General features: G+C 33.2%; 13 protein-coding genes. 8 read left to right on the top strand and 5 right to left on the bottom strand.

From position 1 onward, the window contains the following. Positions 1-172 precede the first annotated feature (172 nt). Positions 173-2,281, bottom strand: a complete 2,109-nt coding sequence (locus ACQY29_RS10520) for a M1 family metallopeptidase (protein ID WP_428225139.1) — start codon at positions 2,279-2,281, stop codon at positions 173-175. A gap of 62 nt (positions 2,282-2,343) precedes the next feature. On the opposite strand from ACQY29_RS10520, the gene ACQY29_RS10515 reads away from it, so the two are divergent. The 4 genes from ACQY29_RS10515 to ACQY29_RS10500 all read left to right on the top strand — a co-directional run bounded on the left by ACQY29_RS10515 (position 2,344) and on the right by ACQY29_RS10500 (position 6,958). Beyond that, positions 2,344-3,084, top strand: coding sequence for a diphthine--ammonia ligase (locus ACQY29_RS10515; protein WP_428225138.1), 741 nt, complete (start codon positions 2,344-2,346; stop codon positions 3,082-3,084). A gap of 119 nt (positions 3,085-3,203) precedes the next feature. After that, a complete protein-coding gene (locus ACQY29_RS10510; protein WP_428225137.1) occupies positions 3,204-3,710 on the top strand; it encodes a hypothetical protein in 507 nt (168 codons plus the stop codon). A gap of 3 nt (positions 3,711-3,713) precedes the next feature. Next, positions 3,714-4,412 carry an aspartyl/asparaginyl beta-hydroxylase domain-containing protein gene (locus ACQY29_RS10505; RefSeq protein WP_428225136.1) on the top strand — a complete coding sequence of 233 codons (699 nt, stop codon included), beginning with the start codon at positions 3,714-3,716 and terminating at the stop codon, positions 4,410-4,412. Positions 4,413-4,414: 2 nt separating this feature from the next. Beyond that, positions 4,415-6,958, top strand: coding sequence for a DUF559 domain-containing protein (locus tag ACQY29_RS10500; RefSeq protein WP_428225135.1), 2,544 nt, complete (start codon positions 4,415-4,417; stop codon positions 6,956-6,958). Here ACQY29_RS10500 and ACQY29_RS10495 read toward each other — a convergent pair. Continuing rightward, positions 6,948-7,298: a helix-turn-helix domain-containing protein gene (locus tag ACQY29_RS10495; RefSeq protein ID WP_428225134.1), complete on the bottom strand. Its 351-nt coding sequence runs from the start codon at positions 7,296-7,298 to the stop codon at positions 6,948-6,950. The two genes, ACQY29_RS10500 and ACQY29_RS10495, sit on opposite strands and share 11 nt — an antisense overlap. A 107-nt stretch (positions 7,299-7,405) precedes the next feature. On the opposite strand from ACQY29_RS10495, the gene ACQY29_RS10490 reads away from it, so the two are divergent. Beyond that, positions 7,406-7,780 (top strand): hypothetical protein, encoded by a 375-nt coding sequence (locus tag ACQY29_RS10490; protein WP_428225133.1) that lies wholly within the window; start codon positions 7,406-7,408, stop codon positions 7,778-7,780. Positions 7,781-7,844: 64 nt separating this feature from the next. Here the strand turns inward: ACQY29_RS10490 and ACQY29_RS10485 are convergent, their stop codons facing one another. Both ACQY29_RS10485 and ACQY29_RS10480 read right to left on the bottom strand, forming a co-directional pair. After that, positions 7,845-9,992, bottom strand: a complete 2,148-nt coding sequence (locus ACQY29_RS10485; RefSeq protein WP_428225132.1) for an ATP-binding protein — start codon at positions 9,990-9,992, stop codon at positions 7,845-7,847. Positions 9,993-10,211: 219 nt separating this feature from the next. Beyond that, entirely contained in the window at positions 10,212-11,420 is a 1,209-nt protein-coding gene (locus tag ACQY29_RS10480) for a GDSL-type esterase/lipase family protein (RefSeq protein ID WP_428225131.1), read from the bottom strand. 115 nt (positions 11,421-11,535) lie between these two features. Here ACQY29_RS10480 and ACQY29_RS10475 point away from each other — a divergent pair, with 115 nt between their 5' ends. Then, positions 11,536-11,997 carry a glucosaminidase domain-containing protein gene (locus ACQY29_RS10475; RefSeq protein ID WP_428225130.1) on the top strand — a complete coding sequence of 154 codons (462 nt, stop codon included), beginning with the start codon at positions 11,536-11,538 and terminating at the stop codon, positions 11,995-11,997. A 241-nt stretch (positions 11,998-12,238) separates the two neighbouring features. Here the strand turns inward: ACQY29_RS10475 and ACQY29_RS10470 are convergent, their stop codons facing one another. After that, positions 12,239-13,726, bottom strand: coding sequence for an aminotransferase class V-fold PLP-dependent enzyme (locus ACQY29_RS10470; RefSeq protein ID WP_428225906.1), 1,488 nt, complete (start codon positions 13,724-13,726; stop codon positions 12,239-12,241). Between the two features lie 221 nt (positions 13,727-13,947). Between ACQY29_RS10470 and ACQY29_RS10465 the strand changes: the two genes are divergently transcribed. Together ACQY29_RS10465 and ACQY29_RS10460 are read left to right on the top strand one after the other, a co-directional pair. Beyond that, positions 13,948-14,610 (top strand): YggS family pyridoxal phosphate-dependent enzyme, encoded by a 663-nt coding sequence (locus ACQY29_RS10465; protein WP_428225129.1) that lies wholly within the window; start codon positions 13,948-13,950, stop codon positions 14,608-14,610. 101 nt (positions 14,611-14,711) lie between these two features. Next, positions 14,712-16,073, top strand: coding sequence for an exonuclease domain-containing protein (locus tag ACQY29_RS10460; protein ID WP_428225128.1), 1,362 nt, complete (start codon positions 14,712-14,714; stop codon positions 16,071-16,073). Positions 16,074-16,075: the final 2 nt, after the last annotated feature.

Raw genomic sequence — 16,075 nt, 5'->3', positions numbered from 1 at the left:
CTTAGGTTTTTTCTAAATTCTGAATTTTCTATAACACAGAGTTGCACAAAATAAGACACGAAGTTTCACAGAGGGTTTAACCACAAAGAACGCTAGGTTTTACACTAAGTTCGCAAAGTTATGTCGTAATATTTGTTAATCTTAACAGAATTTAAATATCACCCCCTTATTTTCACTTCAACTCCCCTTTCATAAACTCCAGTTCTTTGCCAGACAATTTAGGCAGCAAGGCTTCAAAATCTTTTCTAAAAGATTCTTTTTTAAGCATACTTCGGATGGTATTTTTAGCAAAACGTACAAATTGCCATTTATGATGTGTGGTTGCATTTACTAACGAAAGTAATACTTTTTCCTCCGAAGGATTCAAACGCAAAAGAACTTCCAAAGCATTTTGACGAACCGAGGCACTATAGCCCACACTAGCATAATCTAATAATTCAGTATAAAAGGCGTCTTGCTTTTCAGGCTGAAACACTTTGCTTTTCAATGCCAGTTCTAACCAAACGGTTCTAAAGCTTTTGTCGTTATTGCCTATCCATTCTTGTGTCATGGCCAGATAACGATTTTGCTCCTCAGGAAATTGCTTACACAATTGAGCCAAAACCACTTCTTTAGTAACATACGAATCGTCAGCTAGCAAAGTTTCGTAACTTGACTTAAAATCTAAAGGAATGCTTTTAGTGGTTAGCGCAATTGCTTGACGAATACGAACATCTTTAGATTGCATAGCCATGGCTAATAAATCCTTTTTTTGGTCATACGGAAGCGTATTCATTTGATAAATTACTTCTTGAGGTAAAATATAAAAATAATCTGATTTTAAAATAGTTAAAAACAAATCTTTTTTCTTTTCAAAAGGTAGATTTTGCATATTTTGCAACTCAAAATATTGCTGCATCGTTTTGTTTTTAGAAAGCAAACTAATAGCTACTTGGGTGTCAAAAGTTTTGCTTTCTAACCAATTTTTCTTAAAAGCTTGGGTAGCAAATTTAGGAGCAACTTTTCTAATCTCATTTAAAAAATCATCGGTTTCCACATTTTTAAACTGATACTTTTTCAAATAATTCCGAACCGCATTTTTAAAATTCTCATGCCCTATCGATTCGCTGATAAAATGTAATGCCCAAGCGCCTTTTTTATAAAAACTCAACACACTCGCTTTTTCGTTCATTACAGGAATCGTATCACGTTTACTAGCTTCCTGTAACTCTTCTGCATTTTGCAATAATTCATATTGAAAATGGTCATCGCCAAACAAATGTTTTTCCGCTAAAAGCGCATAATAGGTAGCAAAACCTTCCTGTAACCAATGGTGCTTCCCTTCTTTAGCAGTCACCAAATCACCAAACCAATGGTGCGCCAACTCGTGCGCATTGACATTAATATAATTTCGGTCGTTAAACCCAATCTTATCCACCATATAATCCTGAGAAAACAAGGTGGCCGTAGTGTTTTCCATACCCGCATACAAGAAATCCTCCACAGGAACCTGCTTGTACACGCTCCAAGGGTATTTTAAACCTGTTTCCTTTTCTAGAAAATTAAATATTTCATTGGAATAGCGATAGGCATAATCAAATTTATCTGCATCTTCATACTTATAATACAAATGCTGTGGCACACCGTTATTAGAATAAAGTGTTTTCGATTGATAAAGCCCGATAGCCAACATCACTAAATAAGAAGACATGGGCTTTTGCATGGTATAATGCCAAGTTTTAGGTGCTTTTATAGCTGGATGAGTCACTTTTTTCAATTCACCATTAGCAATAACATTAAAAAAAGGTTCAGCAGAAACACTCAAATTAAAAATCAATTTCTCATTTACATCATCAAAACTCGGCAACCAGTGCGAGGTGTACTTCCCTTGCCCTTGTGTCCAAATCTGATAATCCTTGTATTTAAAATCATCTAAATTACTACTCGACAACCCATCAGATTTTTGTTCGACAAAATACATGGTTTGCTTAGGTTTTGCCGTATAAGAGAATCGTAAAGTATTCATTCCTTTTTTGTAACCTTCAAATAATACTAGGTTTTTACCCGAATTCTTAAATTGGACCTTTTTCCCATTAATTTGAACGGCGTCAAATTCCATTTTCACCGCATCAATTTTAATAGAATCTATTGGAAGTAAAACTTTAAACTGAAACTCACAAGTTCCTGAAATAGAACGTGTATAAAAATCAGGCTGAACCGTAGCATGTAATCGAATAAAATCAACCTGTTGGGTCTGTTGTGACCATAAAGACAAGGAAAAAAGTAAAAATAAGAATCGCATATACTTTAATTAGCTTTTCAAAAATACAATGTTTTCGTAAGTTTACACTAAAATTAGCAAATTTGAAACCAAAAGCCATATTCAACTGGAGCAGTGGAAAAGATTCTGCCCTAGCCTTATATAAAATTTTACAAACGGGAACCTACGATGTACATACCCTTTTAACGAGTGTTAACCAACATTATGACCGCATTTCTATGCATGGTGTTCGTGTGGAATTGCTAGAAAAACAAGCCGAAAGCTTGGGACTGCCATTACACAAAATGGAAATTCCAGAAATGCCCACCATGACTGATTATGAAAACATCATGCGAACTACGCTTGAAAATTTCAAAAATCAAGGAGTTACGCATTCTATTTTTGGAGATATTTTTTTAGAAGATTTACGCCAATACCGTGTCAATAAGTTAAATGAAATTGGTTTTGAAGGGGTATTTCCTCTTTGGAAAATTGACACCAAAATATTAATTCAAGAGTTTATAGCTTTGGGTTTTAAAACCATAGTGACTTGTGTGAATGAAAAATATTTAGACCAAAGTTTTGCGGGAAGAATCATTGACCAACAATTTATAGACGATTTACCCGATAATGTGGACGTATGTGGAGAAAATGGTGAATTTCACACTTTCACCTTTGATGGTCCTATATTTAGCAAACCCATCGCCTTTGAAATAGGTGAAGTGGTTCATCGTAAATATGAACGTCCCAAAAATGAAGATTCCAATGACGCTTGTAATGCCAATACAGATGATACGGCATTTGATTATGGATTTTGGTATTGTGATTTGATTCCAAAAAATTAATCTTTACCTTTTGGATAAAATTCATACTACAACAAATAAAATTCCATTTTTATAGGTTGTTTCATAAATTAGCTAACAACAAATAAGTACATCATTTCAAAAATCCACTCATTTCGAATATGAATCCAAATCTTTCCTCAGAAATTAATACAATCCTTAGATTCTTAACATCTATAGGAATTCCATTTCATGAGAAAAAATTGGAGGACAACACTTTTTTACCGGGTTTACACATCAGCTCCAACGGAATAGAAATTGATGTAGCAAAATTACGCTATCCAGGCGATATACTACATGAAGCAGGACATTGGGCAGTAACTCCAGCAATACAACGAAGTCTCATTGACACTCCGAAAATGCCTGAAGAATGGCCTACGCAAGGAGATGAAATCGCAGCAATGTTATGGTCCTATGCTGCTTTAACCCATTTAAATTTACCAGCCAATTATGTATTTCATGAGCAGGGTTACAAAGGACAATCGGAGTGGTTCATTGAAAATTACAGCCAAGGCAACTATATAGGACTTCCCTTATTGCAATGGATGGGTTTAGCTTTTGCTGAACAAGAAGAAAACATAAAACAAGGAAACATTTTTCCCAAAATGAATCAATGGTTAAGAGATTAGCAAATGACTGAGTTGGTACGCTACATAAAATTTCCGTTTCAGTTTAACGTTTCTTTACTGGAAAAAGAAGTGCTAAACATTTTATCGACCCATTGGATAAATCATTATAACACTAATGATTATGAAGGTCGTTGGACTTCCGTATCTTTAATGTCCGAAGGAGGGAAAACAGACAATATTTATGCTTTACCTACCCATAATGATGCGGTCATGCCCACCGAAATACTTGACCATTGTGACTATATCAAAGAGATATTAGATACTTTACAATTTCAAAAAACAGCCGTACGTTTATTAAATTTAGCCCGTGGCGCCCGCATTAAACCTCATAAAGACTATTGTTTGGGGTATGAAGATGGTTGTTTTCGGATACACATTCCTATACTAACTAATCCACAAGTAGAATTTTTATTAGATAATCATTTACTTGAAATGAAAGCTGGTGAATGTTGGTACATTAATGCAAATTTTACGCACTCCGTTGTCAATAATGGTGAAAACGATAGAATTCATCTAGTCATCGATGGGATTCGAAACGAGTGGACCGATGCTTTATTTTTTAAGCATGCACCTGAAGAACAACTAATAAAAAAAGAAAACACATTCAAGAATAGCGAAGAAAAGGAAAAAATCATTGAGGAATTACGAAAAATGAATACGCCCATTGCTGATAAATTAATCGCCGATTTATTAAACGAATAAACATGCAAAACAATCTCCTTGAAACTCCTATCGAATATCTGAAAGGCGTAGGTCCACAACGCGGGGATTTGTTACGCAAAGAACTCGGCATACACAAATACGGTGATTTGGTTAATTTATACCCAAACCGTTACATAGACCGCACTAGATATTATAAAATAAATGAATTGCAACCCAGCAATAGCGAAGTTCAAATTCTAGGAAAAATAATTCATCTTAAAACGGTTGAATTTGGTAAAGGCAAAAAGCGATTAGTAGGAACTTTTCGTGACGACACTGGCGAAATGGAGTTGGTGTGGTTTCAGGGGATTAAATGGATACGTGAAAGCATTAAAATAAATACACCTTATGTAATTTTTGGAAAAACCAATGCTTTTAATGGGCAATTCTCTATGGCGCATCCCGAAATGGAACTACTCGAAGAGCATAAAGCTAGTTTGCGTAGTGCTATGCAACCTGTTTATCCATCTACGGAAAAACTGGCCAACAAAGGGATTTCAAATAAAGTAGTCAATAAAATGATGCAACAGCTTTTTATTGAAACCCACACGCTATTTGAAGAAACTTTACCTGAGGCAATTTTAAATGAATTGCATCTAATTCCAAAGAATGTAGCCTTATTTAATGTGCATTTTCCAAAAAATCAGGAATTATTAGCCAAAGCGCAATTTCGTTTAAAATATGAAGAACTCTTTTTCATTCAATTGCAATTGATTTCGAAAAACTTAGTGCGTAAAAACAAGATAAAAGGGAATCCATTTGACAAAGTGGGGTTTTATTTCAATGAAATGTACACCAAATACCTTCCTTTTGACTTAACTAATGCGCAAAAAAAAGTGCTCAAAGAAATTCGAAATGACATGGGAAATCCTGCCCAAATGAACCGATTGTTACAAGGCGATGTGGGTTCAGGAAAAACCATAGTCGCCTTGATGAGTATGTTACTTGCCATTGACAATGGTTTTCAGGCTTGTATCATGGCGCCAACGGAAATCTTGGCAAACCAGCATTTCATTGGAATCTCTGAATTAGCCAAACCATTAAACCTTACTATCAAAATTTTAACAGGTTCCACAAAAACTGCGGAACGAAGAATCATACACGAGGAGCTCGAAAATGGAAGTTTACATATATTAGTAGGAACACATGCCCTTTTGGAAGATAAAGTACAATTTCAAAAATTAGGTTTAGCGATTATAGATGAACAACATCGTTTTGGCGTAGAACAAAGAAGTAAATTGTGGCGGAAAGCCTCCCCTAACCCCTCCAAAGGAGGGGAAATAGCACGTGTATTGCAAAAGTACCAAACGGCACGTCCATCAACCTACGCACTTTTAAAAGAGTTAAAAAATCAAAATAAAAAACACCCCACACAAGCTGAAACTATGCTGTGGGAGCATTTAAGAAATAAAAGCATCAAATATAAATTTAGAAGACAACATATCATCGATATGTTCATTGCTGATTTCATTTGTATTGAAAAACAACTCATTATAGAAGTAGACGGAGGATATCATAATACCGCAGAACAAAAAGAAGTTGACGCGTTAAGAACTGAAATTTTAAACGAGCTAGGCTATAAAGTCATTCGATTTACAAACGAAGAAGTAATTGGAGCTATAGATGTTGTAATAAAAAAAATCAACACAATCTTGGAAAGCCTCCCCTTTGGGGAGGTTGGAGGGGCTATCATACCTCCACATATTTTGGTGATGACCGCCACGCCAATTCCTCGAACCCTAGCAATGAGTTTGTATGGCGATTTAGATATTTCCATTATAGATGAACTACCTCCTGGACGTAAACCCATACAAACGGTACATCGTTATGATGCAAATCGTTTAAAAGTTTGGAAATTTATGCGCGATGAAATTGAAAAAGGGCGTCAGATATATGTGGTTTATCCCCTAATTCAAGAATCAGAAACACTGGATTATAAAGATTTGATGGATGGCTACGAGAGTATTTCTAGAGATTTTCCATTGCCTAAATATTCTGTTTCCATAGTTCATGGTAAAATGAAACCTACCGAAAAAGATGAAGAAATGCGTCGCTTTGCGGAAGGCAAAACCAATATCATGGTAGCAACTACTGTGATTGAAGTGGGTGTAAATGTACCCAATGCTTCCGTTATGATAATTGAAAGTGCCGAACGTTTCGGATTGTCACAACTTCATCAATTGCGAGGTCGTGTGGGACGTGGTGCCGAACAGAGTTATTGTATTTTAATGACAGGACATAAACTAAGCAATGAAAGTAAAATCCGTATGGAAACCATGTGCAAAACCAATGATGGCTTTGAAATTTCTGAAGTTGATTTAAAACTTCGAGGCCCTGGTGACATCATGGGCACACAACAAAGTGGGGTTTTAAACCTACAGATAGCCGATTTAGTCAAGGATAAAGACATTTTACAATTGGCACGTCATCATGCCATTCGCCTATTTAAAGAAGACCCATCGCTACAAAAACCTGAGCATCAAAAATTAAAAGAGGTTTTGATAGCCTTGGGTAAGAAAAAGAATATTTGGAATTTTATAAGTTAAGTTGCTTTTCTCTTAATTCCTGTAATTCTCTTTTGAGTTCTGCATTCTCCTTTTTTAGATCTATGATACGTTCTTTTTGAAGTTCTATCATATAATCGAGTTGATTAATACTATGCGAAGAAGGATCTAAATGCGTACCTCTAAAGAGCCAATTTGCATCTAAATCGCTAAAAATGTTCAATATTTTGTACATTTTATCCGTTCCAAAGACTTTTCCGTTTTTTATGTTGCTAATTTGACTCCCTGACATTTCTACCAAACGTGCAACTTCATTAACACCTAGCCCTTTTGTTTTCATATATTTATAAAAACGCAACCCTATTGTATCAAAATTTTCCATAACACTTTATTAAGTTATTCAAAATATTGTATATTTGCACAATAAAATGAATACTTTCATTTTTACAGAAACAAATTTACTTATTCTTAACCTTTAAAAAAAAGTATATGTCAGAATTCCTAAAACAATTTGGTGAAGAATGCCAAAAGAACATTCCTGGTTATATTGCTATTGCGGTAACCGAAACTAAAAGTGGTATTTGCTACTACTCTAACTCGGCAGTTGCAAATTTTGATCCTGAATTAGCTTCTTCATTCAACTTAGAAGTTGTAAAAGCAAAATTAAATGCCATTAGCGCTTTAGGTTTAAAAGAAACAATTGATGATATTTTGATTACTTTATCTTCTCAAATACACATTTTAGATGTTTCTGAAGATGGATCATATTTCATTTATCTTGCTGTAGACTCTACTCGTGCCAATTTAGGTATGACAAAAGCATTATTAAACAAGTACAAAAAAGAGATACAAGGAAAAATCTAATTATTCCAATTGTTGAAGAAACGAAAGACGGTATGCTAAATAGGTATCGTCTTTTTTTTTATACCTAGGCATATCTTTTTAACATGTTGATAAAGTCATCATTATTAAAAGGCTTTACAATCACGTCGTTAATTTTAGCTTTTTTCAATTGTTTTTCAATTTCATGACGGTCAGTAGCCGTTAGCGCAATAATAGGTATCTGTAAATTAAATTCCCGAATAGCAGTTGCGGTTTCAAAACCATCCATACCAGGCATATTGATATCCATCAAAATAATATCAAATTCCTGATTCTGTGTAGCCTCAAGAGCTAAATAACCGTTTTCTGCTATACTGACAGTTATCCCTTGTTTTTCTAACATTTTTCGAGTAACCATTTGATTGATATGATTATCCTCAACGACTAAAACAGAAATTGTATTTAATACCTTATTAGAATGTAAATCAATAGAGTTTCCACACGTTTGTTGCCCAGTTTTTAACGGAATTTGAAAACTTACTTTAGTACCTATTTTTTCAGTACTTTCAATTTGAATTTCCCCTCCCATGGATTCAACCGTTTTTTTTACAATTGTTAAACCCAAACCGGTACCCTGATATTGTAAGGTAGAATTACGCTCTACTTGAACGAATTTTTCAAAAATTTTATCTAAATATTCCTTTGGAATTCCAATACCTGTGTCAGAAATCTCAAAACATAATTGACTTTGCTCTTTTTCAAAAACGTTAATAGTTATCACACCGTTTTTCGTGAATTTATAAGCATTGCTCAATAAATTAATAATTATTTGAGACAATTTAGTTTTATCAGTCAATATAAATTTTGGTACTTCACTAGCAATGGTCAAACTAAATGTATTGTTGTTTTTACTAGCCATAACTTGTAAACTCTCCATAATTGAAGAAAGTTCAAATTCTAATTGTATAGAATCTTCATGAAATTCTAACTTACCTTCTTCAATCTTATAAACGTCTAAAACATCATTTATTAAGGATAATAGATGCTTAGAAGAATATTTTAAAGCGGAGAAATACTTATCTTCTTTGAGATGTTCGTTTTCATTTTCAAGTATATCCGTTAAACCTATAACTCCATACAGTGGCGTTCGCAACTCATGACTTACAGTAGATATAAACTGATTTTTGAGTTTAGCAGTGGCTTCTGATTCTTGTTTGGCAATTTTCAACTGTGCATTTGCATCTTTTAATTTTTTGTTTCCTCTTGAGATAAAAAACAACACTAAAACCACTAAAGCAATACCAACGATTAAAGCTGTTATATACAATTCGCTCTGTTTTAGTTTTTCAGAATTTACTTTATTTTCGTATTCAATCTTCAAAATTTTATCATTAACCTGACCTAATTTCATAGATTGAAATTCCTTATTCAACATATTCTGTTTGCGTTCATCGAAAACTATATCTTCTAGCGAATCGTGTTTTTTCATAAAAACATAGGCCTGACTAAAATTCTTTTTTCTTTCATAAAAATCAGCCACATCTTTATACAAATCAACCACATTGAATTGTAAATATTGATCTTGAATTAGATTGGATTCCGCAATTGCTTTTTGATAAAAATTTTCGGATACTTTTGCGTTTATGTTTTCATAATATTTTGCATAAATGGTATAGGCAAACATCTTATAATCATTCGAACTTAGTTTAGGTATTTTACTTCTTACCCCTTCTAAATAATTAAAAGCAAGATCTAATCGTTTCAAATTACTATACCCCACTGCAAGATCAATGGTACTTCCAGTAATTTGTTCATCCATTTTTAACTTTTTCGAATATTCTAATGCACTATGGTAATATTTAATACCTTCATTTAAATTTACTTTTCTATAAATGTAAATACCTCCTATATTCGTACAAAACCAATTACATAAGGTATCATTCTTAGCTTTCTTGGCATAATAAAAACCCTTTAGCAAAAACTCAATTGCCTTTTTAGGTTCAGAAAACTCTTCATAGTTCAAACCTATAATATTGTAATTTCTTGCAACTAAACTATAATTATTTGCTTTAAGCGCTAATTGCAACGATTTTTCAGCATAAATAACCGATTTTTTATGCTTTAAAGTATGTAGACTCTTACGGGCTATTTTATAATATTCTTGAGCGTTTTTATCTATTGTAAGTTCATTTTGTGCTCCTAATGAAACACTAAACAGGACAAAAAAAACTAAAAGTGGCCTAGTTATGCCCATCAAATGAAAAATTTTTATATTCAAGTTAACTACTATGCGTTAAATACCTGTTACTAAATATACAATTTTTTATTTATTTTTCATAAAATTTATCAAAAGTATCTTTAATTTATTACACAAAACCCTAAAAATACGAGAATAACAATTAAAAATAACAGCAACCATTCATATAAAACCCCAATGAATTATAATTAGTATGAATCGTAGAAAGCCGCTAGATTAATTATTTTTAAGATAAGAATTCCAAGATTTAGCAAAAGCTTCTATAAATAAATGGCCCTGAAATTCATAACCCTTACGTGTAAAATGCACTAAATCAGCCCCCAGCAATTGCTTTGTTTTCCATTGATTTGCACCTTCTAACCCCATTGAGATTTCAAATAAATCCCAAACCGCTATTTCTTCTTCTTTTGCAAATGTCACTAAAGCCTCTGAAAAAGCTTTTAACTTTTGATTCGGACTATGCTTTTGGAAATATGAAACGGGAGGTGTAATAAGTATAAATATGGCTTGAGGATTAAAACTTCTGATTTTTTCAATACTATTTGCAACAGACTGAATAAATACTTCTGGTGTCAAAGATTGATTTTGAGCTTCATTAGTACCCATTGAAAAAATATAACAATCGCTTTTTAAATGTGCTAATTGATCCCAAAAAAGAGGTGTCTCATTATAATCTGAATATTTTGCACCATTTACACCTATGGCATGGTACAGAATGCCCTTTTGGAATGAATTTTCTAAAACAATTCCAAAAATTTTAGTAGGGATAGTATCTCTTAACTGTAGTTTAAAAATAGAAACTTTTTTATCAGCTACTAAATGCGCAATTTGTGCATCAATATGTTCTATTTTAAATGGTTCAACCATTAATTTATTTGCTTCAATAGTGCTAAAAAGAGTAATCTTATTAAAGTTATAAATGCTATCTTTTATACTTCGAAAATGAAAATTAAAATCTGAGATACCCGATGGAGATTTTAAAACAAAACCACTTACACCACAAGTCATTTCACTGTTTTTTTTAATCAATCTATTACCTTTCCAATCATTGTTTGAGTTAAAAATTAAATCACTAGGTGCATTACTATGAGCAAGTTGGTAAGGAAAAATCAATCCTCTTCCAGCATTTCCAAAAAAACCTTGCATCTCTTTTCTTATTATGGCTGTTTCCATATCCGCTTGAATGTGCGAATCACCTATATGCACAAAAGATACGTTTTGCTGACTACCTTGTTTTAATTCTTTTAATTTTTGAAAAAGTTTACCTAATGAAGTAGGATTTTGAATTAGATTTTTCTCATAATTAAGAACGATGGAAGGGTATAAAGAATCCGTTCTTTTGGGTTGCCATTGTACGTCTTTTTGGGCATAAAGTCCTTGAAAAAAAAAGAATAAAAACGGCCATAATCTTCTTAAAAAAATCATAAATACTTAATAATGAGTTAAATTTAACACAAACAATTAGAATTCAAAGATAAGTTTTTTATATATTTGCATCCCTACATTAATTGGTTTAATGTTAAATTTAAAATGCTTAGGTATGAAAAAAAATATAGTATTACTACTGGTAGCAGTTACTTTTTTTATTAGTAATATCTCGTTTGCTCAGACAAATTCTTACGTAGATGAGTACAAAGGTTTAGCTAAAAGTTTATCTATGGAATTTGGTATTCCTACATCAATTATATTAAGTATAGCCATTGTCGAATCTGGTGCAGGTTCGAGTAAAGTCGCTAAAAAACTAAATAATCACTTTGGCATTAAAGGAAAAAACGAGGTAACTTGGTCGAGTTTCAAACAATATACCAGTCCCGAAGAATCATTTAGAGATTTTTGTTTAAAAATGGCTTCAAAAAAGTTTTATTTGAACATGAAAGGGAATGCGGATTATGCGCTTTGGATAAAAAAAATAAGTATGACTGGATATTCTACGCAACCCAAACAATGGCGATCAAAAATTAACAAAACCATTCAAAAGAATAAATTAGATAACGAACAGTAAAAAAAGGATCTTGGGATCCTTTTTTTGTTTTTAAAAGAAAATGAGATTTTATAAGAAATTCTATATCAACTTTTAGAAATAAATTATAAAAACGGAATTTCAAATAAATTCTTTTCGTTTCAATTACAAATTATTTATCCGACTTTCTTAATTCCATAAAAGACTTAATTTCGGCTATCTCTTTTATTATATTAAAAAAAAACTGTCCAAAAGAACAGTTTTTTTTTAATATATTGATTCACTAAATTTTAAACCAGCTTAAAACCAATTCCTTTTCATTATTTAAAGCCTCTTTGTGTACATATTCATTGGTCTTGGCATTATAATCATATTCCTGTCCCCATTCGGAAAAATTTTCTGCTAAAGCAATAATAGCATCACATACATACGCAATCTCATCATTAGTTGTTGTAGGATGTATTGACATTCTGATCCATCCAGGTTTTTCTGTCAAAATTCCTGAATCGATATTACAAGTAATCGCATTGGAAGTATCTTGGTCAACATGCAGTAAATAATGTCCATAAGTTCCTGCGCAACTACATCCACCGCGGGTTTGAATCCCAAATCGGTCATTCAATAATTTTACACCTAAATTATAATGTAAACTATCAATGTAAAAAGAAATTACGCCTAACCTATTTGTGTGCTGACCCGCTAGGATATTGACATTTGTTTGAGGTGCTAATCTTTCGAAAATATAATTTACAATTTCGTGTTCGCGCTCTAAAATGTTCGCCACCCCCATCTTTTCTTTCAGTTGAATCGCTAAAGCTGTTTTTATAACTTGCAAAAATCCTGGCGTTCCCCCATCTTCGCGATCCTCTATATTGTCAATATATTTGTGTTCGCCCCATGGATTAGTCCAAGAAACAGTTCCACCACCAGGACAGTCCGGCACATTATTTTTATACAAATTTTTATTAAAAACAAGCACACCTGAAGTTCCAGGTCCACCAAGAAATTTGTGTGGTGAAAAGAAAATGGCATCCAAATAGGCGTCCTTATCTTCAGGATGCATATTGATAGTGACATAAGGTCCCGAACAAGCAAAATCTACAAAACAAACGCCCCCATATGCATGAATAATCTTAGCTACTTCATGGTAAGGGGTCTTTATACCAGTTACATTAGAACAAGAAGTAATGGAAGCAATTTTAAAACTTCTTTCTTTGTATTGTTCTACTATTTTTTTAAAATTCTCTAAACAAAACAAACCTTCAGCATCGGCAGGAATTACAACAACATCCGCAATTGTTTCTAACCATGAAGTCTGATTTGAATGATGCTCCATATGTGAAACAAAAACAACGGGTTTCAGTTCTTTCGGTATAGCCGTGTACTCCTTTAAATTTTCAGAAACACGCAAACCTAAAATTCGTTGAAATTTATTAACAACCCCAGTCATACCAGTTCCATCGGTAATCAGCACATCATTTTCATCGGCATGTACATGATTTTTAATAATATGTCTAGCCTCATGATAAGCCATCGTCATAGCCGTACCTGATACAGTAGTTTCAGTATGTGTATTAGCTACAAAAGGTCCAAAATCGTTAATTATTTTTTCTTCAATAGGTCGGTATAATCGACCTGAAGCGGTCCAATCGGTATAAATAATTTTTTTACGACCAAAAGGGGTATCAAATTCTTGATTTAAGCCCACAATGTTAGCTCTAAATTCTTCAAAATAGTGTTCTAAAGCAGTCGTTTTTTCAGTAGTTATCATTTCATTAGTATTATTGCTCAAATATACATTTTTTAATAAAAACTAAATATAATATAGCTTTATTTGAAATAAAACTTCTAATTTATTTTAGAAAAAAGGTTTTACTTTCAATTTTCAAAAACAAATTGTTTCTAATTAAAATTGTAATATTCTATATTTGTTTCGCTTTTTACAACATCTAATAAAACAAGAAATTTTAAAAATTTTCAATAGCAATTAAAATGTCAATCCAACATAACCTCAACAACATAAAATCCTCTCTACCATCACACGTTACGTTGGTTGCAGTTTCAAAAACCAAACCCGTAAGTGACTTAATGGAAGCTTACCAAGCTGGACAACGCATTTTTGGTGAAAACAAAATCCAAGAAATGACGGAAAAATGGGAGCAAATGCCAAAAGATATCCAATGGCACATGATAGGTCATGTACAAACTAACAAGGTAAAATATATGGCGCCTTTCGTGAGTTTGATTCATGGTGTAGATAGCTTAAAATTATTGCAAGAAATCAACAAACAAGCGCAAAAAAACAACCGTATCATTGATTGTTTATTACAAATTTATATCGCTGAGGAGGAAACAAAATTTGGTTTAAATGAAACGGAACTAGAAGAAATTCTTCACTTAGTGCAAAATGAAAATTCGTTACAAAACATTAGAATTATTGGTTTGATGGGAATGGCTTCCTTTTCTGAGGACCAAAACCAAATAAAAAAAGAATTTTTAGAGTTGAAATCTTTGTTTGACAAACACAAAGCTGTGAAAACTGAAAATTGTTATCTGCAAACCCTTTCTATGGGAATGAGTGGTGATTATCAGCTAGCTATCGATTGCGGGAGTACCATGGTTCGCATTGGAAGTAGTATTTTTGGGGTTAGATAAAAAAAAAGCCCCCTAACCCCCAAAGGGGGAACGAAATAGATTATGTATATTTGTCACGAATTATTAACTTATAAATATTCCCCCTTTGGGGATTACGGGGCTTGTACTGCATACTCGACATAGAAACCACGGGCGGTCAATACAACGAAGAAGGTATTACCGAAATAGCCATCTATAAATTTGATGGGCATGAGATCGTTGACCAATTTATCAGCTTGGTTAATCCCGAAATTCCGATTCAACCCTTTGTGGTTAAACTTACGGGCATCAACAACGCCATGTTGCGCAGTGCTCCTAAATTTTACGAAATCGCCAAACGTATTATCGAAATCACAGATGGTTGCATTATTGTGGCTCACAATGCATCCTTTGATTATCGAGTGATAAAAACAGAATTCCGAAGATTAGGATTTGACTTCCAAAAACAAACGCTTTGCACCGTAGAATTGTCTAAAAAATTACTTCCTGATTTGCCCTCGTATAGTTTAGGTAAGTTGGTTCGTAGTTTAGGCATTCCTGTAGCCGACAGACATCGTGCCAGTGGTGATGCTATGGCTACCGTGCGCTTGTTCAAACTTCTTTTAGCTAAAGATATTGAAAAAGATATTGTCAGAAGTTTTGTAAAAACCGAAATCAAATCGGGGATGACGCCTAAATTATTGGATATTGTAGAAGCTTTACCCTCTAAAACGGGTATTTACTATATTCATAATGAAAAAGGCGACTTGATTTATATAGGTAAAAGTAAAAATATCAAAAAAAGGGTCAACCAACATTTTACTGGTACTTCTAAAAAAAGCAAGAAAATACAAAAAGAAGTCTATGCTGTTACTTTTGAAGAAACAGGCAGTGAATTGATTGCCCTTTTGAAAGAAAGCGAGGAAATTAAGATAAACAAACCCATTTATAACAGAGCCCAACGTAAAACCATTTTCCCATGGGCGCTGTATGCTGAAAAGGACTCCCAAGACTATCTAGCCTTGAAAGTGTTGAAAGCTGATGGTCGCAAAAAAGAAATCACTTCTTTCAGCAGTCAACTGGAAGGCAAAAATGCCTTGTTCCAAATTACAGAAAAATACCAATTGTGTCAGAAAATTAACGGCTTGTACGATACTAAAAAAAGCTGTTTTCAGTATGACATTAAACAATGTTTTGGTGCTTGTATCCAAAAAGAAGCACCTGATGCCTACAACTTGCGTGTGAATGAATTCATCAGCAACCATCAATTCCATAATAATACTATGGTGATTGTTGATAAAGGTCGAACTTTAGAAGAAAGAAGTGCGGTGGTCATTGAAAACGGGATTTACAAAGGCTATTGTTTTTACGATTTAAACCATCAAATCAATACCTTACAAATATTAAAAAACATTCTTGTTCCGATGCAAAACACTCGTGACAGTCGTAATATTATTCAGCATTATATCAATAAAAAGAAGATGTTGAAGCTTGTAAAGTATTAACA

The sequence above is a fragment of the Flavobacterium sp. genome, from assembly GCF_965262375.1.
In the GTDB taxonomy this organism is placed as follows: domain Bacteria; phylum Bacteroidota; class Bacteroidia; order Flavobacteriales; family Flavobacteriaceae; genus Flavobacterium.
This window is presented reverse-complemented; position numbering and strand designations above follow the sequence as displayed.